General features: G+C 40.3%; 21 protein-coding genes and 1 pseudogene. 10 read left to right on the top strand and 12 right to left on the bottom strand.

Translation table 11 applies throughout. The features are described from left to right. Window positions 1-60: 60 nt before the first annotated feature. Both NPX99_RS01500 and NPX99_RS01495 read left to right on the top strand, forming a co-directional pair. Entirely contained in the window at window positions 61-336 is a 276-nt protein-coding gene (locus tag NPX99_RS01500; protein WP_269029987.1) for a DUF4164 domain-containing protein, read from the top strand. Between the two features lie 12 nt (window positions 337-348). Continuing rightward, on the top strand, window positions 349-726 hold the full coding sequence (locus NPX99_RS01495) for a cell division protein ZapA (RefSeq protein ID WP_269029986.1): 378 nt from the start codon (window positions 349-351) through the stop codon (window positions 724-726). A gap of 366 nt (window positions 727-1,092) precedes the next feature. On the opposite strand, the gene NPX99_RS01490 is transcribed toward NPX99_RS01495, so the two are convergent. The 3 genes from NPX99_RS01490 to NPX99_RS01480 form a co-directional block, all read right to left on the bottom strand. Continuing rightward, complete coding sequence (locus tag NPX99_RS01490; protein WP_269029985.1) at window positions 1,093-1,452, bottom strand: helix-turn-helix domain-containing protein; 360 nt, start codon at window positions 1,450-1,452, stop codon at window positions 1,093-1,095. A gap of 464 nt (window positions 1,453-1,916) precedes the next feature. After that, on the bottom strand, window positions 1,917-3,353 hold the full coding sequence (pyk, locus tag NPX99_RS01485) for a pyruvate kinase (RefSeq protein ID WP_269029984.1): 1,437 nt from the start codon (window positions 3,351-3,353) through the stop codon (window positions 1,917-1,919). Next, the gene (locus NPX99_RS01480; protein ID WP_269029983.1) at window positions 3,350-3,898 is read right to left on the bottom strand and encodes a DUF1036 domain-containing protein; all 549 of its coding nucleotides are present in this window, start codon (window positions 3,896-3,898) and stop codon (window positions 3,350-3,352) included. Before NPX99_RS01480 ends, pyk begins: the two co-directional genes overlap by 4 nt. 231 nt (window positions 3,899-4,129) lie before the next feature. On the opposite strand from NPX99_RS01480, the gene NPX99_RS01475 reads away from it, so the two are divergent. After that, window positions 4,130-4,390, top strand: a complete 261-nt coding sequence (locus NPX99_RS01475; protein ID WP_004862771.1) for a DUF2312 domain-containing protein — start codon at window positions 4,130-4,132, stop codon at window positions 4,388-4,390. 772 nt (window positions 4,391-5,162) lie between these two features. Here NPX99_RS01475 and NPX99_RS01470 read toward each other — a convergent pair. Then, window positions 5,163-5,342, bottom strand: coding sequence for a hypothetical protein (locus tag NPX99_RS01470; protein WP_269029982.1), 180 nt, complete (start codon window positions 5,340-5,342; stop codon window positions 5,163-5,165). A gap of 47 nt (window positions 5,343-5,389) precedes the next feature. On the opposite strand from NPX99_RS01470, the pseudogene rimJ reads away from it, so the two are divergent. Further along, a pseudogene (gene rimJ / locus NPX99_RS01465) lies at window positions 5,390-5,953 on the top strand (ribosomal protein S5-alanine N-acetyltransferase). 292 nt (window positions 5,954-6,245) lie between these two features. Here rimJ and NPX99_RS01460 read toward each other — a convergent pair. From NPX99_RS01460 to NPX99_RS01450, 3 genes are all read right to left on the bottom strand, one after another. Next, entirely contained in the window at window positions 6,246-8,111 is a 1,866-nt protein-coding gene (locus NPX99_RS01460) for an ABC-F family ATP-binding cassette domain-containing protein (RefSeq protein WP_269030032.1), read from the bottom strand. After that, entirely contained in the window at window positions 8,111-8,533 is a 423-nt protein-coding gene (locus NPX99_RS01455) for a hypothetical protein (protein ID WP_269029981.1), read from the bottom strand. The genes NPX99_RS01460 and NPX99_RS01455 overlap by 1 nt, the downstream gene beginning before the upstream one ends. 101 nt (window positions 8,534-8,634) lie before the next feature. Further along, window positions 8,635-9,270, bottom strand: coding sequence for a thiamine diphosphokinase (locus NPX99_RS01450; RefSeq protein WP_269029980.1), 636 nt, complete (start codon window positions 9,268-9,270; stop codon window positions 8,635-8,637). 135 nt (window positions 9,271-9,405) lie between these two features. On the opposite strand from NPX99_RS01450, the gene NPX99_RS01445 reads away from it, so the two are divergent. After that, window positions 9,406-10,980, top strand: coding sequence for a M48 family metalloprotease (locus NPX99_RS01445; RefSeq protein WP_269029979.1), 1,575 nt, complete (start codon window positions 9,406-9,408; stop codon window positions 10,978-10,980). Window positions 10,981-11,162: 182 nt separating this feature from the next. Here NPX99_RS01445 and NPX99_RS01440 read toward each other — a convergent pair whose 3' ends face one another. Continuing rightward, window positions 11,163-12,074 carry an RNA polymerase factor sigma-32 gene (locus tag NPX99_RS01440; protein WP_269029978.1) on the bottom strand — a complete coding sequence of 304 codons (912 nt, stop codon included), beginning with the start codon at window positions 12,072-12,074 and terminating at the stop codon, window positions 11,163-11,165. Window positions 12,075-12,617: 543 nt separating this feature from the next. On the opposite strand from NPX99_RS01440, the gene NPX99_RS01435 reads away from it, so the two are divergent. The 3 genes from NPX99_RS01435 to NPX99_RS01425 all read left to right on the top strand — a co-directional run bounded on the left by NPX99_RS01435 (window position 12,618) and on the right by NPX99_RS01425 (window position 15,423). Then, window positions 12,618-14,180, top strand: coding sequence for a hypothetical protein (locus NPX99_RS01435; RefSeq protein WP_269029977.1), 1,563 nt, complete (start codon window positions 12,618-12,620; stop codon window positions 14,178-14,180). A gap of 18 nt (window positions 14,181-14,198) precedes the next feature. Then, window positions 14,199-14,537 carry a ferredoxin FdxA gene (gene fdxA / locus NPX99_RS01430; protein ID WP_269029976.1) on the top strand — a complete coding sequence of 113 codons (339 nt, stop codon included), beginning with the start codon at window positions 14,199-14,201 and terminating at the stop codon, window positions 14,535-14,537. Between the two features lie 304 nt (window positions 14,538-14,841). Beyond that, on the top strand, window positions 14,842-15,423 hold the full coding sequence (locus NPX99_RS01425; protein ID WP_269029975.1) for a CarD family transcriptional regulator: 582 nt from the start codon (window positions 14,842-14,844) through the stop codon (window positions 15,421-15,423). Window positions 15,424-16,287: 864 nt separating this feature from the next. On the opposite strand, the gene rpmF is transcribed toward NPX99_RS01425, so the two are convergent. Beyond that, window positions 16,288-16,467 carry a 50S ribosomal protein L32 gene (rpmF, locus tag NPX99_RS01420; protein WP_269029974.1) on the bottom strand — a complete coding sequence of 60 codons (180 nt, stop codon included), beginning with the start codon at window positions 16,465-16,467 and terminating at the stop codon, window positions 16,288-16,290. Between the two features lie 384 nt (window positions 16,468-16,851). Between rpmF and NPX99_RS01415 the strand changes: the two genes are divergently transcribed. After that, window positions 16,852-17,754 carry a polyprenyl synthetase family protein gene (locus NPX99_RS01415; RefSeq protein WP_269029973.1) on the top strand — a complete coding sequence of 301 codons (903 nt, stop codon included), beginning with the start codon at window positions 16,852-16,854 and terminating at the stop codon, window positions 17,752-17,754. 460 nt (window positions 17,755-18,214) lie between these two features. Here the strand turns inward: NPX99_RS01415 and ispG are convergent, their stop codons facing one another. Further along, window positions 18,215-19,456, bottom strand: coding sequence for a flavodoxin-dependent (E)-4-hydroxy-3-methylbut-2-enyl-diphosphate synthase (gene ispG / locus NPX99_RS01410; RefSeq protein WP_269029972.1), 1,242 nt, complete (start codon window positions 19,454-19,456; stop codon window positions 18,215-18,217). Window positions 19,457-19,693: 237 nt separating this feature from the next. Here ispG and NPX99_RS01405 point away from each other — a divergent pair, with 237 nt between their 5' ends. Continuing rightward, window positions 19,694-19,978 carry a hypothetical protein gene (locus NPX99_RS01405; RefSeq protein WP_269029971.1) on the top strand — a complete coding sequence of 95 codons (285 nt, stop codon included), beginning with the start codon at window positions 19,694-19,696 and terminating at the stop codon, window positions 19,976-19,978. A gap of 496 nt (window positions 19,979-20,474) precedes the next feature. On the opposite strand, the gene NPX99_RS01400 is transcribed toward NPX99_RS01405, so the two are convergent. Both NPX99_RS01400 and NPX99_RS01395 read right to left on the bottom strand, forming a co-directional pair. Further along, window positions 20,475-21,479: an HlyD family secretion protein gene (locus NPX99_RS01400; protein WP_269029970.1), complete on the bottom strand. Its 1,005-nt coding sequence runs from the start codon at window positions 21,477-21,479 to the stop codon at window positions 20,475-20,477. A gap of 47 nt (window positions 21,480-21,526) precedes the next feature. Then, window positions 21,527-23,155 (bottom strand): MFS transporter, encoded by a 1,629-nt coding sequence (locus NPX99_RS01395; protein ID WP_269029969.1) that lies wholly within the window; start codon window positions 23,153-23,155, stop codon window positions 21,527-21,529. Between the last annotated feature and the right edge of the window lie 22 nt (window positions 23,156-23,177).

Genomic DNA, 23,177 nt, shown 5'->3' with positions numbered 1-23,177 from the left:
TGATTCGCTTTTGCATAAAAAACTGATAAGGGATAGAATGAGCCAAAGGATAGAAGCATCATGAACCAAGAAAATACGGTTCTACCACAGGCTTTAGAGCGGTTGGAAAAAGCACTCAGAACTTTAGAGATTACCATTATAAACCGCAATGCCGTGATTGATAAAAACAACGAATGGGAAGAAGAAATTCAACGAATGAATGCTGATCGTAGTCATCTTGCCCAAGCACTTGACAAAGCCGAAGCCCAGGTTGAGCGACTAGAAGCGGTCAACAAAGAAGTTTCCAAGCGTCTCGTTAAAGCAATGGAAACAATTCGTGTCGTAATTGATAGATAAAGGTTTGAATGTATGGAAACTGTTTCCGTCACCATTGATAGTAAAGTTTATCGCATGGCTTGCGATAAAGGACAAGAGAACCATCTTATTGCGCTTGCCGCTCAATTAGATCAGTATATCACACACCTCAAAAACAATTTTGGTGAAATGGGTGACCACCGTTTATCGGTTATGGCCGGTATTATGATACTGGATGAAATGGAAGAGATAAAACGAGAAAATAAAAAACTACAAGAAGATTATGAAGCTCTTTTACGACTCCACAATGAAAGAGACCGTACCATGGGAAAGATTATGCGTGACACAACGGAGCGCATTGAAAAACTCACCAATCAATTGCTTAAAGATAACCAAAACAGTCTTGATATTCCAGAACAGGAAAACGCATAAAGGCATATGCATTCTTAAACCCGCCGGCCATATCCCAACCACATCCCAGCTACATCATTGTAAAAGAATCCGAGTGCAAAGAACAGCAACAAACAAAAGACGCCAACAAGTAAAAAGCGTGTTCTTCAAAAAATAAAAGTCGTCATATTCCCTATAAGCTGCTTTTGCCATAGAATATTTTCCCATGAATGGATAAAAATCCGTTGAACATCGTCATCTCTTTATACATGCAGAAACACAGCACTGTCATTTACTTACAGGCAATTTTGTAATTGCTTTTGCATGGAGACAATCACTGAGAGACAAGCTAACATATTTCTCAAATCGTTTTGCTTCATACCTCAAACCCTCTTATAATAAAAGCTTTTAACTCTGATCAGAGATGAGTTGTAAAATGGCTTTCTGTTTGACAGAGTTCAGCACTCTAAAGCTTTTTAAAAGCAGATATTCCTCTTTGCTCGAGATGATCTCATCATAATGGTATGGGGGCTCTTGCTTTGTTAAGAGATCAGCATAAAAAAAGGAAAGCGGAACATTAAAAATATCGGCAATTTCCTTCAAACGACCGGCGCTTACACGATTGAGACCTGTTTCATATTTTTGAATTTGTTGCGCGCTTAGATTTAAAGATTGCCCTAATGCTTTTTGAGATATTTTCAACATTTTTCGCTTAAAGCGGATTTTTTTTCCGATAAAAATGTCGTGAAAAAGGTTTTTGCTTTGCATTTCATGCCCCCCCACCGGGTGCGAGCGCCCTCGCGTTGGTATTCCGGGAGTCTAAAATACTGAACTCGATCAGCCTTTTTGCTTTTAGTGCTAAAAGCACCTGGACATAGCAAAAACTCCCGGAATCCGGGAGATACCCACAAAGGGGTATCGATTTTAATGTATTAAGCTTTCGGGTTTTCAAGGCCCTTATTGGTCGTTGCGTATGCGACCAAAACTACCTTTTGAATCATAAAGGAATTTCAGGGGATTTACAATAAAAATGAAAAAGTTTCTGTAGTTTATAGTTTTTCTGAGAGGCACAGCTTCTTCAGGATAAAGACCTAAAGACCAGATGCGGATTGAGCAGATAATATTACAATATTGCTCTCAACCTAAACCGTTAAAGCACATCCAACAACTTTGCCCAGAGATGCTTTTGCCAGAGAGGAACCAAACAAGAAAAAAGCGTTACGCACAAATATTCAAATGCCTTTTTTCCCATCTTGAGAAACAGCGGCAATCCGTAACAAATTTGTAGCACCAGGCGTACCGAGAGGAACCCCTGCCGTCACAAGAAAACGATCCCCACCTTGGCAAAAACCTTCTTGAAAAGCAATGGCTGCCGCACGATCTACCATATCCTCTAAATCTCGTGCATCTTCTGTCACCACACAATGCAACCCCCAAACCAAAGCCAAGCGCCGCGCTGTTTCCACGATAGGGGATAAAGCAATAATGGGTCTATTGGGACGCTCCCGTGATGCACGAACACCCGTTGTGCCTGAAGCCGTGTAAGCAACAATCACAGCTAATTGAAGTGTTTCAGCAATTTGCCGTGCAGCAAGAGAAATCGCATCTGTCCCTGTTGATTGTGGTGCAGGATGCTGTACCTCAACCATAGCAGCGTAAGTGCGGTCTTGTTCGATTTGCCGCGCAATACGGTCCATCATAAGCACTGATTCTTCAGGATAATGCCCAGAAGCCGATTCAGCAGACAACATCACCGCATCACTTCCCGCATAAACCGCTGTAGCAACATCAGACACTTCTGCACGCGTTGGAACAGGCGATGTGATCATTGATTCGAGCATTTGTGTTGCTACCACAACAGGTTTTCCCGCTAAACGACACGCTTTAATCAACTCCATCTGAAGAGCAGGAACCCTTTCTAAGGGCATTTCCACACCGAGATCTCCCCGTGCAACCATGATACCATCAGCAATATCAATAATTTTTTCTATGTGCTCCAAGGCTTGAGGTTTTTCGATTTTAGCCATTAAAGACACTTTGTTTTTTGTCAACTGGCGCACCGCCATAATATCTTCTGGACGCTGAATAAATGACAGAGCAACCCAATCAACAGGTTGTTCCAAAAGAGCCTGAAGATCAGCCTTATCCTTTGGTGTCATAGAACCAAAGGGCAAAATCGTATCGGGAAAACTAACCCCCTTTCGATCAGAAATATGGTTTCCAGCAACCACACGACACTGAATAAAATGCGGATCACACACTTCAGCACGCAGTTCCAGCTTTCCATCGTCAATCAATAACCGTTCCCCTGGTTTAACAGCCGCAAAAACTTCCTCATGCGGGAAAAAAACACGTTGTGCATCACCAAGGATATCACGATGATCTAAAGTAAAGCTTTGCCCCACACGCAAATCCTCTTGCCCCTTAGCAAAACAGCCAAGACGCAATTTTGGTCCTTGGAGATCTACTAAAATACCAATGGGGCGACGAACAATTTGTTCGACTTCCCGTATACGCTTCACCAGGTCAGCCATTGTTTCACGGTCAGTATGGCTCATATTAAGACGAAAAACATCCGCCCCCGCCACAAAAAGCTTTTCAATCATCGAAGGAGAAAAAGAAGCGGGTCCAAGAGTCGCAATAATTTTTACTTTACGTGCGCGCTTCACGGCGGAGAATCTCCTGAAAAAGGGGGAGAATTGATAGCCGAATCATTGAACAAAGACTCTTCAGTCAACTGCACCATCCAACTGGTTTGATTGCCTGTATCAATTTCCTTAAACGCAGCCTTTTGGTAGCCACGGGGAAAACAATCATGAACCCCTTGAATGGTAAATTGGCTATCTTGCACACACATGGTGATAGAGCCTGTCCAGCTGCCTCTTTTCTGCGCTCCCTCTGCATAAAAATAATAAAAGCGCGAAGCAAGCGGCCCCTCGATTAAGGTTTTACACTCTGTCACCGGAACCGTCCACCACCCTTCGCTTACCCATCCGGAAAGCGTACGATAACCAAGCGCAACACCAACCGACTGTTGTGTCGTATTACAAACCCTAAAGTCAGCTTTTGCAAAAACACTCAACGAAAACAAGAGCAGAATACTCAAAAGAAAAACCCTCAATCTTTTACTCCTCAGTCTTTTACAAAATATCCTTTGCTGTTTTTGAGAAATCACCAAACCACTTATATGACGTAAGCCCTTAAGACAAAACATACATTCCTTTTTTTCTCTTTTTCAAGAACCTTTCAAGTGTGTAGAGATATATTTTTATTTTTCTCTAGCTCTTATAGCCTTTTTATTAAAACCCCTATTTTAAATTTTACAAAATATTTAAAATCAATTTGTAAAAAAACTATACAGCTTGAGTCACTTTTTGTTTTTCAAGCTTTCCCAACCAAATTTATCATCGAAAAACAGTTTAAATAAAGTATGGAGAAAAATGCAATGAATAATACAGTGACCGACCAAACACATGCTATATCCGTAAACCAATTACGTGCTTTTATCGAACGTATTGAGCGGTTAGAAGAAGAGAAAAAAACCATTTCTGACGATATTAAAGACGTTTATACTGAACTTAAAGGCTCTGGTTTTGATAGTAAAGCTGTTCGCAGCATTATCAGATTACGTAAAAAAGAAGAGCATGAACGAATGGAAGAAGAAGCAGTCATCCAGCTTTACAAAAATGCGCTTGGTATGAGTTAACGTTAAAGCGTTTCTTTTCACGGAAAAGTTTAAATTCCAACCATTCTTCTTTTTGCGCACAAGAGTTTTCCTTTTCTTGGCAGCGCTATCACGTATTGCGTAAACGTGAAGCCTATGAATAAATGGAGGAAGAATTCATCCGATTCTGTAGAATGCCTGTAGGGTAAATGAATACCATAGAGAGCATGAAATCTTTTTTCAAAATAAAAATGAAATGAAGAGAAAATAGAAAAAACGAATAATTATAAATTTTAGCCAGAAATTTTAGCAATTTTTACAACTTATGAGGAGAATATCTGCAAAACATCAAACAATTCTAGCATGAATCGCAATTTCGGCATAAATTTTTAAGAGAGCATCAAAAATCAAGAGCATAAAATCGAGGGCGTAGAAGACTGCACAATGTTCCTTACACCCAGAAAGATTCTTATACTTCAATCGCCATTAAGTGATGAGATAAAGAAAACAGATGGGTGTAAATTCATTTATTATCGAGTATTTTTACAACTCGAAAGACGAAACATAGCACCAACATTGCACATTCCAAAACATTTTGCGCCTTACAAATTGACATACATGGGCAACTCTTGGACACTCCCATTCGTATAACATTCTCGTAAATGAACAAATCGAGCATAAAAGAAAGCCTCTCAATAGCAAGAGAAGATTGTATCAATATATTGATTTATAATGATAATTTACTATTTTGCATGTTGAATGAGAGACCCGAATATCCTAAGATTCTCTCATTTCAAACCTGTTTTATGTTGAATCAATCAAAACTATCCCCTTGCACATCGCAAGCGAGATTATTGTGTGGATAAAAAATAGAAAAGAAAGGAACAAAAATACCTTTAATGAATCGTCTAAAGACCAAGCGCTGTTGCAACATTGGTGGATGGTAAAGAATATGACGGGGACGGCTTGTACCTTCATAAGTGTTGACAAGCATAAAATCTCTTCATTCACAAATCGAATGGAAAATATAAACAGAAGACCATGGCAATTAAAACAAAACGAACAATTTCCACATTAATCAATGAGGATGATGCTGATGAATTGTCGTCCTATTACCTGCGCAATGCGGACTTTCTCCGCCCTTTCGAACCACTAAAATCTGATGATTATCACACCCTAACAGCTTGGAAAGCACGAGCAAATGCGTTTGCTTATGAAAGTGAACAAGACCAAGCATACTGATATGCCGTACGATTGAAAAATAAAAGCGCAATCATCGCCGTTGTTAATTTTACAAATGTTGTACGTGGTGTTTTTCAAGCCTGTCATCTTAGCTTTTCTCTAGATGAAAAGCAACAAGGCAAAGGCCTCATGTTTGAAGCTTTATCTGCTCTGATATTTCATATCTTTGATGTTATTCATCTACATAGAGTGATGGCAAACTATAGACCGGAAAACACCAAAAGTGGAATTTTATTGAAGCGTCTTGGTTTTGAAAAAGAAGGATATGCGAAAGATTATCTCACGATTTCTGGCAAATGGAGAGACCATATTCTTACTTCGCGTATAAATGAATCGTATAAAGTCGCCCAAAAATTAGAATAAAGCATTGAGGTATTTTACGGATGTTCATTTTTACCAGATTTAAATGTGCTACCATGGAGTTTTTAAAATTCAAAAAACTTTTCTTTTTCACTTTGTAGGCACATTCACTCTCTTTTCGTATCCTCACGTAAAAATTCAAACTCCAGCCATTCTTCTCTTTGGCACAGAAAATTTTTCTCTAATCCATACATCCATCTCATAAAGAATGATGCAAAAAACAAACACACCGTGAAAGAAAAACACGCAGCCAAATTGATAACAATCTTCTTGAGAGAAATAACGCTGTAGCGTTTTATGATTTCACACACTCAATGTCTTCACGCAACAATTCAAGTTTCAACCATTCTTCTTCTTTTTGCGTGCAAGCATTTTTCTTCTCTTCTAGCGCTGTTGATAAACGCTCGAAACGCTCTTTATCATTGCAATAGAGTGCTGGATCGGAAAGCTCTTGTTCAATTTTTTTGATTTCCTTTTGCAAAACAGCGATTTGTTCCGGTAATTTTTCCAGTGCATAAACCTGCTTATAAGACAATTTGCGTGGCGTTGTTTTCTCCCGCTCTTCAAAGCCATGATTTTTTGACGAAACCTGTTTTTCCTGCCCCCGCGCATGAGGATTTGACAACACTTTACGCTGTAATTCCTTATCTTTATCTTTGCGCTCTAACAGTGCAGCTTGCTTGTTTTGTGCTATCATATCACTATAGCCGCCGGCATATAAAATCCAATGACCATCCCCTTGAGGGGCCAACATATGTGTTACAGTTCGATCTAAAAAATCTCTGTCATGACTAACAAGCAATACTGTTCCAGCAAAATCGGCAATAAACTCTTGCAACAAATCTAATGTTTCCATATCCAAATCATTGGTTGGTTCATCAAGAATCAAAAAGTTTGCTGGACGTGAAAGAAGGCGCGCAAGCATGAGGCGCGCTCTTTCTCCACCTGAAAATTCTTTTATTGGTGTCCGTGCTTGTTCGGGTAAAAACAAAAAATCTTTCATGTAAGAAACAACATGGCGTTCTTGCCCATTGATCAAAAGAGTATCGCCCCTCCCACCGGTCAGATACTGCGCTAATGTTTCTTCTTCATTTACAGTACGCTGTTGATCAAGCAGTGCCATGGAAAGGTTATATCCATGCTTTACCGTACCACTATCCACCGCCTCCTTACCGATTAGAGCAGAAAGCAATGTTGTCTTTCCAATACCATTGGGACCAATCAAACCGATTCGATCCCCCCGTTGAATGCGCAAAGAGAAATCTTTCACAATAACGCGATCACCATAGGATTTTGCAATTCGCTTTGCTTCAAGTACCAATTGACCGGAATGATGGCTTTTCGCAGCTGTCAAAAGAGCATTTCCTGGTTGCCCCTTATAGGTTTGATGTTGCTGCCTCAGTTCTTTCAACATCCCCAAACGACGCACATTACGTTTACGCCGTGCTGTTACGCCATAGCGCAACCACTGTTCTTCACGCACAATTTGGCGTGCCAATTTATGTTGCTCTTGCGCTTCTTCTTCAAGTGCCTTATCACGCCAATTCTCAAACTGCGAAAAACGCATTTCCAGTCTTTTTGTCATCCCCCGATCAAGCCAAATGGTTGAACGTGTCACATTTTCTAAAAAGCGCCTATCATGGGAAATCACTACAATCGCTGAAGGCAAAGCACTTAAAGCGCCTTCAAGCCATTCAATGGTTGGAAGATCAAGATGGTTGGTTGGTTCATCTAAGAGCAAAATATCCGGTTTTGCTGCAAGAGCGCGTAACAGGGACACGCGCCGCTTTTCACCACCAGAAAGCGTCGCTAATTTTTCAGTTCCTGAAAAACCAAGATTTGTGCGAAGAGTGTTTACCCACTGTCTATCAGGTATATTGTCCAAACCATCTTCCAGAAAAGTATGAACATCTTCAAAGCCTAAACAATCAGGGTTTTGCGAAACATAACGGACAGTAACCCGAGGGTGGCGAAAAATTTCACCACCATTGGGCTCTTTCATACCAGCGGCAATTTTTAACAGAGTTGATTTTCCACAACCATTACGGCCAACCAGCGCGATACGCGCCCCTTGCTCAACCGATAAGCAAGCTTGGTCAAGCAAGGGAGTTGTTCCAAAAGTTAGGAAAATGCGGTCAAGCCGCAGCAGCGGCACCACCATTAACGCCCGTGACGATGATGACGACAAGGCGCCTTATACATCACCCCTTTTCCATCATGATAAACGCACAAACGCGGTGCATGGGATTTATGGGGCATGCGGACTCTTTGAGAACAAGGTGCTTGGTAAATTTGTCCTCTATAATCACGATATTCGCACAGCGTTGACTGCTGAGCAGCCATCTGTCTTTGTTGTCTTTTCTGATTGGCAGCAGCCCCCGTTACTGTCCCGGCAAGTGCACCAAATGCTGCTCCGGTCAATGCTGCACCCGGCGTGCTTCCAGCAATTGCTGTTCCTGCCAAGGCACCTATTGCTGCTCCCCCAACACCATAACGTGCGACTCTTTCATCAGTTGTCGTACATGCCACCGTACTTATACCAATGGCAGAAACAACTGCTACTTTCAAAATTGATTTCAACATATAAAAAACCTTTCCTTATCAAGATCAATACATAAATATATTTTATGCCGGCACTTCCTCACTATGCCCCCCTCTGCCTTATTCAAATTACCGGAAGAGCTTCATGGAATAGGTACAGACACTAACAATATAGCTTTTCCAGAACCTAAATAGCAAGAAAAGGTTCCACAAACACGGTTAGAAAGTGTTAAAGATGATCCAAAAGACACATTTTTATTACAAAGTGGCCACTTCACGCCTGAGAGTGTTAATTTTTGTAAGTCAGAAAAACCGATAATACTAAACAAGCACCCCTCAGGCAAATCACCTGAAAAAGGCTTTGGCAACAGCGGCCATCCTTCTTCAAGACCACTGGTCAATAAGACTGAAATGCCTTTTTCTTCCATCATCACAGCTTGTGTCATATGCGAAAGACTATGATCACTCCTTCCTCCCCCCAAAGCCCCACACAAAATAAGCCTTTGAGCACCATTTTGCAGAGCTCTCTCACATGCCAAAGCACAATCCGTCATATCTTTATCAGAGGAAAAAAACTCACAGGGAACATGACGATATTTGTCTCTTAAAGCCTGATTAGAGGAATCAAAATCCCCCAACCACAACTCAGGCATCACATCCAGCGCTGCAGCATGACGCATTCCCCCATCAGCAGCAATCACACGACTGTTGCGAATTTGATTGCGCAAACGATCGGTGACACAAACATCTCCATTTAACAATATCGTAAATGTCGTCATGCCATACTCTGCCTTTCGTACTGTTTGCCTTTATTATAAAAATAGCCGTTTTTTATAGACAATAACCGTGATATAGGCAAAAGAATCCTTTTCAAAAGCTTCTTTATTGTAAAATAACACATACTAAAGATACCAATGAACGTCGTCACAATACACGCAGAAAACAAGAGGCAAAAGAGTCAAAGACACCAGATCTTTCGACACTCCATTCTTCAACGCGCTTTTTCTTTTCGCAGCAAAATGTATAAAGCGACTCTCCTAAGCTTCATGCTTCTCCTTTCTGCTTGTCATACGCATCTTTCCAAAAACGATACGCTTTCTTCTTTAGATTCTTCTGAAACGATCAAACGTACCAGCAACAACAATATTTATGTCACATTAAGCACGATACAACACCCGCGTATTTTGCAACTCTATGGCGGAGCCTATTATGATGCAAAACTTGATCGCTTATTAGCAAAGATTGTGCGCAAACTCACAGCTGTGTCACACAATTCTCAGCAAAACTATTCTGTAACAATTTTAAACTCTGAAAGTGTCAATGCCTTTGCGCTCCCAGGAGGCTTTATTTACATCACACGTGGTATGCTGGCATTAGCCAATGATTCTTCAGAAGTTGCAGCCATTTTAGCCCATGAAATAGCCCATATTACCGCAAAACATGGTATTTTACGCCTACAAAAAGCAGCCGAATTGAAGAAAGCAAATCACACGTCACCACGGCTTTTCTCTCACGTAGAAAAGAAAACGCCTATTGAAAACCAGCAACAAATTGCGCAATTTTCACGCAATCAGGAATTACAAGCCGATTCACTTGCACTCGATATGCTCAAACAAGCAGGATATGATCCCTTTGCTTCCCCGCGTTTTCTCCAAACAATGGAAGCATATAGAGTTTTTCGTAATACCGCAGGCGCGAGAAACGCCTCCTTAGATTTTCTAGCAACCCATCCAAGCACTCCACAACGGATTCGTCTTGCGACAGAAAAAGCACGTAAAATCAGTACGGTTTCTACGAGCAATACTGATGGTGCTTCTTTTCTGATGGGTAACAGGAAACGTGATTCTTTTTTGGAAAGCCTTGATGGCATGATTTTTGGAGGTAGTTTTCATACGGGCTTTGTACGTGGAAACCAATTTATTCATCCGCAATTGCGCATCACTTTTTCTGTTCCCAACAATTTTATAATAGAAAATTCAGTGCAGACAGCTTGGGCAAGTGGACCAGATAAAATTGCCATTCGTTTTGACGCTGTACCGCGTCCCATTGAAATGTCTGCGTGTGATTACTTGAAAAGCGGATGGGTTGCAGGACTAGATGAATCGTCTGTCCAACCAATTATCCTTCACGGACTTTCTGGAGCTCGTGCCCGTGCAGCCAATGAAAAGTGGCAATTTGATGTAACTGTCATTCTCCTTAACAATCACATATTTCGTTTTTTGACAGCTGCTCCGCATAATTCTCAAAACTTTAAAGAGGTTTCTGAAAAAACAGTACGAAGTTTTCATTTCCTTTCCTCATCACAGTTAAAAAAGTTGAAACCCTTAAGAATTCGTATTGTACGCGTTAAACAGGGAGAAACTGTTGCAAACCTTGCAAATCAAATGCACAATACAGCAAATAAAGAACAATTCTTTCGTATTCTCAATGCCCTCTCTCCAACGCAAACTTTACAGAGAGGTTCAAACGTTAAAATTGTTACCCAATAGTTTCAGTTTTCTTCATAACTTTCTGTACTCTTGATTCCCTCCTCCCCCCCTCTTATCCCTTGGCGCAGTGAGGCATCTTCTATAGCAATCTACTTAACCTTTAAAACTAGCCTCACATGTGCACTTTTCTTCCTCCAATGTCCTATACCCAATCCAGAGTTTTTTGAGAGACTCTCAAGTGTTTACACATCATAAGCATCTGCTGGATTGACGGTAAGCAAAGCGGAGCGTAACTTTTGCAAAGCTCGTGCTTCAATTTGGCGCACCCGCTCTTTTGAGATTCCCAACTTTTCACCCAAAACTTCTAAGGTAGCTCCCTCTTCATTCAAGCGACGGAAACGAATAATTTCAAGCTCGCGTTCATTGAGAATTTGCAATGCATCATAAAGCCATTGTGTGCGCCGTTGACCATCAATCGCTTGCTCAATTAACGCATCAGGAAGAGGACTATCATCCACAAGAGCATCCATTTTAGCAATAGGATTATCGCTGTTTTCAGAAACAGAAACACTTAAAGAATTATCAGCACTAGAAAAACGAAAATCCATGGTCTCAACATCGCGGACTGAAACGCCGAGTTTTTCAGCAATTGTGCGAAAGATATCTTGTTTTGAAAGAGCACTATCATCCTGTACCAATTTGGCCCGCAAACGTCGAAGATTGAAGAAAAGTGCTTTTTGCGAAGAACTTGTTCCTCCTCGCACAATAGACCAATTGCGTAAAATATAATCTTGAATAGAAGCGCGTATCCACCATGTTGCATAAGTTGAAAATCGCACCTCCCGATCAGGCTCGAAACGCGCAGCAGCTTCTAGCAAACCCACATATCCCTCTTGCACCAGATCCCCCAATGGCATTTTGAAACGTTTAAAACGATTAGCAATCGCAATCACCAAACGCATATGCGCTGCTGCAATTTGATGCATAGCTTCATCATCGCGCTTGTCTTTCCATCGCAGGGCCAAATCATGTTCTTTTTCTCGTTCAAGATAAGGTGCCTGCATAGCAGAACGCATCATATTACGTCCCAAGCTTTTGTCAGCGTCGCTATAATTTTTGCTGCTTTTATAAACAGCATTTGAAAGATTACTCATAATAACCCCTTGCGATTAAAAATATCAAAATTGATTTGGCAACGACATCATTATTCTTTCTTAAAAGAACGCAAAAGTTGTTTGCTTTCATTTCCTACTACTTTAGCGTGTAAATTTATAATCGCAATTGTTTTTTACGGTAATTGTAAAACTTCTTGTTAAAAGACAGCGATTCATCAACAAAAGACGCTCTGCTTTATGCCTCTCATAAGAAATGCGCGCGTGTACAAAAACAACATTCCTTAAATAAAAGGCTCAACCGAACCAATTACTATTTTGTTTACATTTCGACTGATCTTGCCTTTTTCATGAAGAAGTCATTTTACGCTTACAGCATGGCAATACAACCAACAGGTGTGATGCCTATAAAGCATACCGAATGAATGAAACATGAATGAAAAGGAAAGAGCTCAAATTAAAGCATCAAAAAACGACAAGAATGATTGAAGCAAACGTAACAAACGTGTTAAAGGAGCAACACAATGATAGAATTGTAGAGAATAAGCTTTTTACCAGTGTGTTGCACTGAGAAAGAAATTGATCATGGATAACAAGATTGTTCCACAAAATGATATTCTTCAGGATGATATTCTTATTGAAAAACATGGAAATGGTAAGTTTGAAGGTTTTCGTTTTTATGCTAACAAAAACCAGACCGATCAAACCACTGAGAGACAAAATGTAGCCGATAATGAAGATTTGGTTCTTGCTTTTTCCAAACGTGCAGCGCGTTTTTGTGCTTGTGCTAATGGAGATTTTACACTTAGTTCTGATGGAATTGTGCGCTGGATTGGCCAACCTGTAGGGCAACTTGTTGCAACGGAAGATTTTTTAAAACCCAAACTTATCGTTTTAGCAGATACGCAATTAATGGGAGAAGCTCGAGATAATGTGATAAAACGGTTAGAGCGTTTTGTTGCTTTTCATTTTGAAACGGCTTTAAAGCCCCTGTTTGATTTGCGCAATAGTGATAGCTTGACGGATTCAACAAGCAGTCTTGCCTTACAACTTGTCAAGGCTTTAGGAATATTACCGCGTCAAGAAGTTGCCACCGTTGTCAAAAATCTTGACCAAGAATCGCGTGCAGTTCTGCGGCAACTTGGGGTTCGTTTTGGCGCTTTTCACATCTATATTGCAGCAATGCTTAAACCAGCACCAGTCCAAGCAATTACACTGTTGTGGAACCTTCAAAATGAGGGGCATGATCAAACAGGTATGGGTGAAATTTTTTCCGCGTTGGCTGCTGGACGAACTTCACTAGCTGTTGATCCTACCTATAATCGCCAATTTTATCAATTAGCCGGTTATCGAATCTTAGGAAAACGTGCTGTACGCATTGATATTTTAGAACGCCTTGCCAACCTGATCCGCCCCACACTTCATTGGAAACAAGAGCATAAACCAAAGCCCGATGGTGCCTATGATGGAAAAAGTTTTTTTGTCACATCCGCAATGATGTCCATTCTTGGAGCCAATGGAACCGATATGGAAGAAATTCTTAAAGGGCTTGGCTATCAATCTCACCCCATAAGCAGTATTGTTCTTGAACAACATCTTCTTACGCAACAAAGCTCTACTCATACAAATATGCATGCACAACATATTCCAGCAGCAGAATGTGTTGGCGATCAATGGCAAACAATGAAAGTCTCAAAAACCGTAGGAGAGAAAGAAACTTTGTCTCCGTGTGTTAAAACACAGCAAGGTACCACAAATTGCTTACCGGCAGCTGAACCTGTTGGTGATTTTGCCAAACAAAAACGCGTTACAACAGAAGAAAAAGTTATTTTATTGTGGCGTTATCACCCTCAATTTCACCACTCTGCACACAAAAACCGTGATAAATCGGGGCACAGAGGAAAAAACAAACCGAAAAGGGCTTTCAAAAAAGGAGAAAACGCCAATGAAACCGCTCCGCAAGCAGCCATATCACAGGAAAAACACTCTTATAAGTCTCATAAACCGTTTACCAAACGTACCAATCATAAATCCTTTCAAAAAGAAAAACGCCCTAATCCTGATTCTCCTTTTGCAAAATTAGCTGCGCTACGCGATCAACTCACAAAGGATAAAGACCCCCATACAGTTTCTTCCAAAGATCATTAAAAAAGATGGAGTTCGATCTTGGCTTATGTAGTAACCGACAACTGCATTCATTGCAAATACACAGATTGTGTTGAAGTTTGCCCTGTTGATTGTTTTTATGAAGGTGAAAATATGCTTGTCATTCATCCCGATGAATGTATCGATTGCGGTGTTTGCGAACCAGAATGCCCAGCGGAAGCTATTAAACCTGATACCGAACCAGGTCTAGAGAAATGGTTAGAGCTTAATCTTCATTATGCGAACAAATGGCCAAACTTAACCGCCCGAAAAGATCCTCTTCCACAAGCAAAAGAAATGGATGGCGTTACCAATAAATTAGAAAAGTATTTTTCAGAAAATCCAGGAAGCGGTGAATAATTCTATCAGCCCTCTCATGCTCCTTCAAAAAGTTGAGAACATTCTTTTTAAAAAGAAAAATTCTTAAGTGAAATGATTGATTCTTTTAAAGTTTGGTGTTAATGTTGTTTTAATATGATCATCTTTCTAAGTATTGTTTTTTGCTTTATTGTTATAAAGCGATGTATTTTTGTTGGATTTAAAAGTACTCAGCTTTTATGCTCATTCAATTAGTATAGTATACTTGGTTAAAGAGCGCTCAACCCTCAGGTTTATAGCCTGTTTTCCGGTACATTTATTGGTTATAAAGGGAGTAAACTAAAATATGGCATCCCAGCACGGAACATCCTCCAATGCTAAAGGATTTGCAACCTCTGAATATATCGTCTACCCTAGCCATGGAGTAGGGCAAATTATCGCGATTGAAGATCAGGAAGTTGCAGGACATAAATTAAAACTCTTTGTCATTCATTTTGCAAAAGATAAAATGGATGTCAAAGTACCCATCGCTAAAGCCATTTCCGTTGGAATGCGCAAACTATCCGCCGGTGATTCCGTTGAACGCGCCTTAAAAATTTTACATGGAAAAGCACGTGTTAAACGAACCATGTGGTCGCGCCGCGCACAAGAATATGATGCAAAAATCAATTCGGGAGATCTTCTTTGTATCGCTGAAGTGGTGCGTGATCTTTTTCGCTCGAACGTGCAGCCTGAACAATCTTATTCTGAGCGTCAACTCTATACCGCTGCACTTGAGCGGATGGCACGTGAAATAGCTGTTATTAATAATCTTTCTGAAACAGAGGCCATCAATCTTATAGAGATGCATCTTTCAAACAAACCAAAGCGTGAATTTAAAGCTGAAAGAAATGAAACAAATGCAAACGGTAATGTTTATGCTGCATAATGATTGAACTGAGATATTTTTATCACAACAAAACCAGCGTTCTGCTGGTTTTATTTTATGATTTATATATTTTTCGTGACACAAGGAGTTAGAAATCTATGTGTTGTCATTCAACACTTTGTTGGTAGTGGACAAGACATTGATTTATAATGATAATTCACTGTTTTGCATGTTGAATGAGAGTCCCAAATATCCTAAAATTCTCTCATTTCAAACCTGCTTATATTGAATCAATCAAAATCATCCCCTTGCACGTCACAAGCGGGATTATCGTATGGATAAAAAAGAGAGAAGAAAGGAGTAAAATGCCTTTAATGAATCGCTTAATGCAAGGGCTGTCGCAACATTGGGTGCCGGTAAATAGTATGATGGTGCCGGCTTGCACCTTCATAAGCGGAAAGATGATGGTGGAATGAGTATGATACAATTGGTATCATAGCCTTATATCTCATGATAAAATTTATATTTTGATTGTTCTTTTAGAACTTTAAATGCATATGTGTCATTGAGGAAAATACTCACCTAAAGTTTATTTCCTCGAGAGCTGCTTTCACCACACTCTCTCAGCATATACCATAGCGCACGAGAATCCTTCAAGTCATTTATCCGATGCTAAAAATAAACTTTCTAAGAAGAAAGCTTTTAACGGTCCCGCAATATACGGATTTAAAAAAACACACGCATAACGCTTCAAATGATTACTTCAGAAAACAAAGAGCCCATAAAAACTCACCGCGTGACAAAAAGAAAAACCTTTCTTTTCAAATTCTCATTGAAAAGAATTATTGAACAGCACCCCTCTGCTCATGCATATAACTTACTTGCGGAATCAAATAAACCTCACCACTAATAGAGAGAAGAATCTCAATCTTTAGCGGATAAAACCTGACGCCCACGATACATCCCAGTCTTCAAATCGATATGATGAGGACGACGCAATTCACCAGAATTTTTATCCTCGATATAAGTTGGCGCCTTAAGGGCATCAGCCGAACGGCGCATACCCCGCTTTGAGGGAGAGGTTTTTCGTTTAGGTACAGCCATAAAGAGACACTCCAAATCCACTAAAAAGAAGAGGCAATGTCAAAATGACAGAGCCTTTATCCATAACATCAGAAAATCTAGCAGACTTATACACTGATAAGAAAGAAGAGGCAATGTCAAAATGACCGCAGCTTCATTAAAAAAGATACACAAATGATAAAGTTATGCTCAAAACTGACCATTTTATACTTTGATGAAAAGCTTTTAATGAGATTTTCACTTTATTTTTTATTTGGCTTTAAGACAGCGCTCGCATACAGTATGTTTTAAAGGTCAAAAAAGAAATTGATTTTTAATAAAAAAACGATGCAGATTGTTTAAAAGAAGAAAAAAAATGACACTTTTCTCTTTTTCTCTCAGTTTGCAAAAATAAAGGAAGCAAGAATGCATGAATTTACCACCCTTCTTGCACAACATGGCCGCAGCGTTGAAAATCGGCTTGACATACTGTTAAATGATCAAGTTCAAAATGGTGAAATTGCCCGCCCTGAGATTCTCCTCAAAGCTATGCGCTATGGTGTCTTGAATGGTGGAAAACGCTTACGTCCTTTTTTGGTCATTCAAAGTGGAGTACTTTTTGATATCCCCCCTGAACACTCTCTTGATGTAGCCTGCGCCTTAGAATGTATACACTGTTACTCACTCATTCATGATGACCTCCCCGCCATGGATAACGACACACTTCGTCGTGGACAACCCACCGTCCACAAAGCATTCGATGAAGCAACAGCAATCCTAGCGGGCAATGCTCTTTTGACATTTGCCTTTGAAATCATCGCTCGTCACGCTTTTGCACTCTCTTTTGCAACCCGAATAAAACTGATCACAGCTCTTGCGCAATCCGCAGGGCTTGGTGGTATGATAGGCGGCCAAATGCTTGACCTTGAAGCAGAAAAAACACCGCAAGAGAGCCGCAATATTATAACTCTCCAACGCATGAAAACAGCTACGCTTATAAGTTTTGCATGCCAAGCAGGAGCAATCATCGGCAATGCTCCTCAAAAATTAACGGAAAAACTTGCTGCTTTTGGAACATATCTTGGTTTAGCCTTTCAGTTGACGGATGATCTTCTGGATGTGACTGCCAACAGTGAAGTTTTAGGCAAAACTGCTGGTAAAGATGAGACAGCCAAAAAAGCGACATTTGTTCGTCTTTACGGCATCCAAGAAACGCAAAAAAAACGAGACGAACTGATTGCTAAAGCAGAATCACTGTTACACCCATTTGGTGAAAAAGCAAAACCACTCCAACAAGCAGCGCATTTTAGTGCAACGCGCAAAAATTAACAGCTCCCTATTTTACCAACAGCTCCCCCGCAGAAGGATTTGCAAAATAAAAGCTTTTCTCTGTATCAATGCACGCATTTTTCTTAAGAAACATTTTTCAAGGTACAAAAGCCCATCTCACGATAGCGCCCACGAATGCTATAACCAAAGCTTTCTAAACCGTAAAACCATTGTCCATCACCATCTGACCATTGTGAAGAAACAAGCTACCACCATCATTCCATTTTCTAGTGCTCAATGTTACAGCACCCCTTGCATGAAGAGAGACCATGAAGAGCATTTTACCTCTTTTTCAGTGTTTTATCTCCCACAAAAACTCCGTTTATGGCGTGCAAGCAAGTGATTTTAAGGATTCAAGATAAGACAATTTTCGTCTATTCGGCGTTATAATCCAAACATGAAAAACGAGGAATTCTCATAATAAATCAATGGAATGCCAATGATAAGTAGCGGTTTGGTTTCACTCTTTTCCAAAGCGTTTATGAATATAGTCACTTAAAAGAGATTCAAATTCCTCAGCAATATGATTGCCACGCAAAGTCTTTACCTTTTGTCCTTCAATAAAAACAGGTGCCGCTGGACTTTCCCCCATTCCAGGTAATGAAATTCCAATATCCGCATGTTTTGATTCTCCTGGTCCATTGACAATACATCCCATCACTGCAACCTTTAAACTTTCAACTCCAGGATATTTTTCACGCCAGAGGGGCATATTTTTGTATAAATCCGCTTCAATTTTTTGTGCCAATTGCTGAAATACTGTGGAAGTTGTACGACCACATCCAGGACAAGCGGCCACAACGGGCAAAAATTGCCGAAACCCCATCACTTGCAAGAGTTCTTGCCCCACCCTCACTTCTCGTGTTCGATCTCCACCAGGTTCAGGTGTTAATGAAATACGGATGGTATCGCCAATTCCTTGCTGTAACAAAATTCCCAAAGCCACGGAAGAAGCTACCACCCCCTTTGTTCCCATCCCTGCTTCAGTCAATCCCAAATGGAGTGCATAATCACAACGCTCTGCTAAAGAGCAGTAAACAGCAATGAGATCTTGAACATCACTCACCTTAGCAGAAAGAATAATGCGATCACGTCCCAAGCCCAACTCTTCAGCAAAAGCAGCTGAATGCAAGGCCGACTGAACAACAGTTTCCCGCATAACCTCAACAACAGATAAGGGATTTTGCTGTTGTGCATTTTTATCCATAAGGTGTGTCAATAATACATTATCAAGAGAACCCCAATTCACCCCAATGCGAATAGGTTTTTGATACCGACAGGCAATTTTAATAATTTCGGCAAATTGCCTATCCTTTTTCGCACCAAAACCAACATTTCCAGGATTAATGCGATATTTTGCAAGCGCCTCAGCACAAGAAGGATGATCTGATAAGAGCTTGTGACCAATATAATGAAAGTCCCCCACCAATGGTACAAACAAGCCCAACCGCTCCAAACGTTCTCGTATTTTTGGTACAGCAGCAGCAGCTTCGTCACGATCAACGGTAATCCGCACCAATTGCGAACCTGCTTGCCAAAGAGCAGCAACTTGCGCAACCGTTGCATCAACATCAGCAGTATCAGTATTTGTCATTGACTGCACAACGATCGGGCTCAAACCACCAACCACCACATCGCCAACTGCAACCGCAACAGACCGGCGGCGCTCAAGAGGTTTAGAGAAAGAATAGGTTGTACTCATCAAATCCTCAAATTTTCAAAAAAGCGCTCTTGATCATCATTTCGGCAACGCCCGTCATAATATAATTTTAAAAAGGAATAAAAGAAAATGCCTCATTGTGATAAAATTTTCGTCTGCTCTTACATGCCAACAAGCAAAGCAATCAATGCAACCTTTCTTTCCTCAAGCCATTATACAAAAACCCTGAATATCATTTCAACTATCGCAAAACATTATAAAATATGAAGGAGTTAACAGATGTGTCTATTTTCAACCCATTCCAAAAATGCTAAAATTAAAAAGCCTATTGCACAATTAAAAAACGAACTAAGCTCCATAAGCCCATGGCATTCCAATAACAGCAGCTTTGAGACCATCTCTGATATGCTTGACACATGGAAACAAAAAGTCCAGCATGCACTTTACCATCTTAATAAACACGCTACACAATGGAAGAAAAAAGCTAAAGAAAATCCTAAAAAAACCATTGCATTAGCTGCAAGCATCATTTTAGCAAGCTTCTTGCTAAAACGTAAAAATTAACAACGCAATCAACAACCAACCTTTTAATGCCCGTCCAACCTCTTAATGATCGCCCCAGCCCTTTAATGCTTCTTTGAGTCGGGCATTTTTCTATAGCTTTAACAAAACGTGACAAAACACCATCATCATTTTGTCTAAAATAGACCTCCCAGACCTCCCTCCCATTCTAAAAGATGAGAATATTTTAATATCAATCTGATGGACAATTGGCTTCTCCTCGTGGATTCCACACACCCCTGAGTTAATTTACTTCATAAACACATAAGGCAAATTCAGTCTTTACATCTTCTCTTCAACTTTACATTTCTGCACAGGGTTGATGCAAAAAACACTGCCTTTAAGATTCCTCTAAAGATCCTAAAGGACAATATTTTACAGTACAGCATATAAGAATTTAAAGAGATGAATCATAACATACCAAACAAAATCTTCTAAAGTGAATACCCATTTACTATAATTAAAGGGAATAAAAATCAAAGTCAAAAAGCCCAAAATCTTAGCCTCCAGAAGCGCGTTGTGAAGTATCTACATAGGTGACGACGGACATTCCAGGAATGAGTTTTTCAATCCCCTCTTGTCCAGGATCTAAAGCAATACGTACCGAAATACGTTGCGCAATTTTAATGAAATTTCCAATTGTTGTATCTGTTTTTAAGAGGGAAAATTCCGAACCTGTCGCAGGAGCGAAACGAACCACCCGCCCTGTTAATTTTTTATTATCCAATGCATCAACAGAGAAAATAACCGGCTGTCCCACACGCATTTGAGAAAGCTGTGTTTCCTTATAATTGGCGATAACCCAAACATCATTAGAAATGACCGACACCAATTGCGTACCAGGAAAAACATATTGTCCTACCCGTGCACCAACCAATCCAACGGTTCCTGTTCTAGGAGATAAAATCTTCGTATGCTCCAAATTGAGCTTAGCCAATTCAACACCAACTTTTGCTTCTGTGACCTCTGACTCTAAATTTTTCCGTTCAAGATCTAATTGTTTTTGCAATTGCCGTTTTGTTTCAAGTGCAGCCAATAATTGGGAAAGAGGACGAGAAACGGAATTTGCAGCATCCCCAAAACCGAGCTTCTTGTGTTCAGAAAGAACATTAGAGAACGCACGCGACCGCGCCAATTCTGCTTCTACTGTATTAATTTCTCCTTGCAAAAGCTTATCCTGAAAGGCGATACTTTCAAGTTTTGCATTTTTTGCATCCAGAACAGCCTGTGCTCTTGCAAGCTGTTGACGAAAGAGAGAATCATCGAGTTCAAAGAGCAGCATTCCCTTTTCAACGCGTTGATAATCTTGCACATAAATCCGTGAAATCACTCCAGAGGTCCGTGAACTCACCAAGATCACATTCCCCTTAATGGAAGCATTATCGGTCATTTGTATAGTACTAACAAAGGGAGGAAGTTTCCAAGCCCATAAAATTAACAAAACACCAATAACCCCAGAGAAGAATGCAATAAGTGTCGCTTTTGACCGTAGTAATTTTATCATTTTTTGCATCCCTCTCTTTTATGGCACTACACTACCATGGCATTACTCTACTTTTTGCATCTACGCAAAAAGCATGACTTGACAAATATTTTGACAAGGAAAACAGCAAATACACCCATTGCAATATAAAAATAAAGCCGAAAAACATCACCATAAGCAAAAATATTGGCTGTTAACTTAAACTTTTCAATTAATTGAGATGCGTCTTGCTCTTTGCCCAACAGATGGGAAAGGGAAATACCGTAAGAGGGTGAAAATAAGGTATTAATCTCCCCTGAAATAACCGGATCCGCAACAACAATATTTTGCGTTAAGGACTCAAAGTTTTTATGAGCGAAAAAGAACTGCAGGCTGCCAAAAAAAGCAGACCCCATCAGCCCGCCTGTGACTTGTGTCAGCAGAAAAACAGCAATAAAACTCAAAACGTAACGCGGTCCTCGTGCACCAGCTATCACAAACCCCTTCGACAGAGCAGGAGGTAAAAAAAGCGCGTAACTAAAACTCACCAACCCTTGACTGAGCATCATATCTTGTGGGCGCGTTAAATGATTGACGTAACTATCTAAATAAGCGCCGAGCGCCAAACACCCCAAAGATAACAGATAAAAATAATCCTCACGTCCCTCACGTAAAAAAAGAACACAAACGGCTCCCCCTAAAAGAACACCACCTATAACCGCAAGATACATAGGTGCCATCTCACGATTCAATAAACCAAAAAGGCTAAAAAAACCTGCTGGTAAATTTGATCGCTCTAATAAGAACACATGAAAAACAAATAAAATGAGCACAGATTGGAGCATTTCTTTACTGAACAGCCAGCGTAAATCAATCAACGGTTTTTCTCTATTCAGTTCAATAATAATTGCAATCACCAAAGAGGAAACAGCAAGCGCAAGTCCCCAACCAATCCATGGTGCTTCATACCACCAATATAATATACCAACAGACATAATCACTGCATTAAGCCCCAGACCAAATGCAATCAAACTGTAGCTTAGCCAATCTAATTTCTGAATAACCTTATTACGAACAACAGGGGTCAGGGGAAGAGAAAAAATACAACCCAAACTGATAAGAACCAATCCCATTTCCAGTGCAGAAAGACTAGAAAACCCACCATTTTCCAGTAAATCCGGTGAAATCAAACGCGAGAGAGGAACAGCTAAAGCCGCATTCATATAATTCAAACTCAGAGCAATAGTAAACTTTTTTGCTGGTGCAAAAGCCTCCATCATATAAAGAAGCGCGAGTGAAGCCAAAGGTGCAGCAGCAATACCAGCAAAAAAACGAATAATCAGCGCGGAACGCAAATCCGTCACAAAAAGCTGCAACACACAAACCAAAACGAAACCAAGAATTGATAATTCGGCAAAAGCACGAAGCCCAAATTGGTAGCGGATTTTGATCAACATGATCGCAACACTGACATTTGGTGCCATATAAGCAGCAACCAACCATGTGGTCTCAGTCAGAGTTGCGTGGAAATCACCGGTAAGGTGAACAATGTTAGACTGAACAACATTAGCCCCCAAACCATAAGCCCATTGCAGAATAAGAGAGGCAAAAATATAAACAAAACATTTTGGCAACGGCCCTGCAAAAACACGACCTGGATGAGGAAAAGGCTTCCCTCCTTTTTTAGCAGACACAACCGTACTTTTTTTTCCGCTCATGTCGCCTTTTCCTGTATAATCC

Origin of the sequence: Bartonella sp. 220B (assembly GCF_026930205.1) — a bacterium.
GTDB lineage: Bacteria > Pseudomonadota > Alphaproteobacteria > Rhizobiales > Rhizobiaceae > Bartonella.
This window is presented reverse-complemented; position numbering and strand designations above follow the sequence as displayed.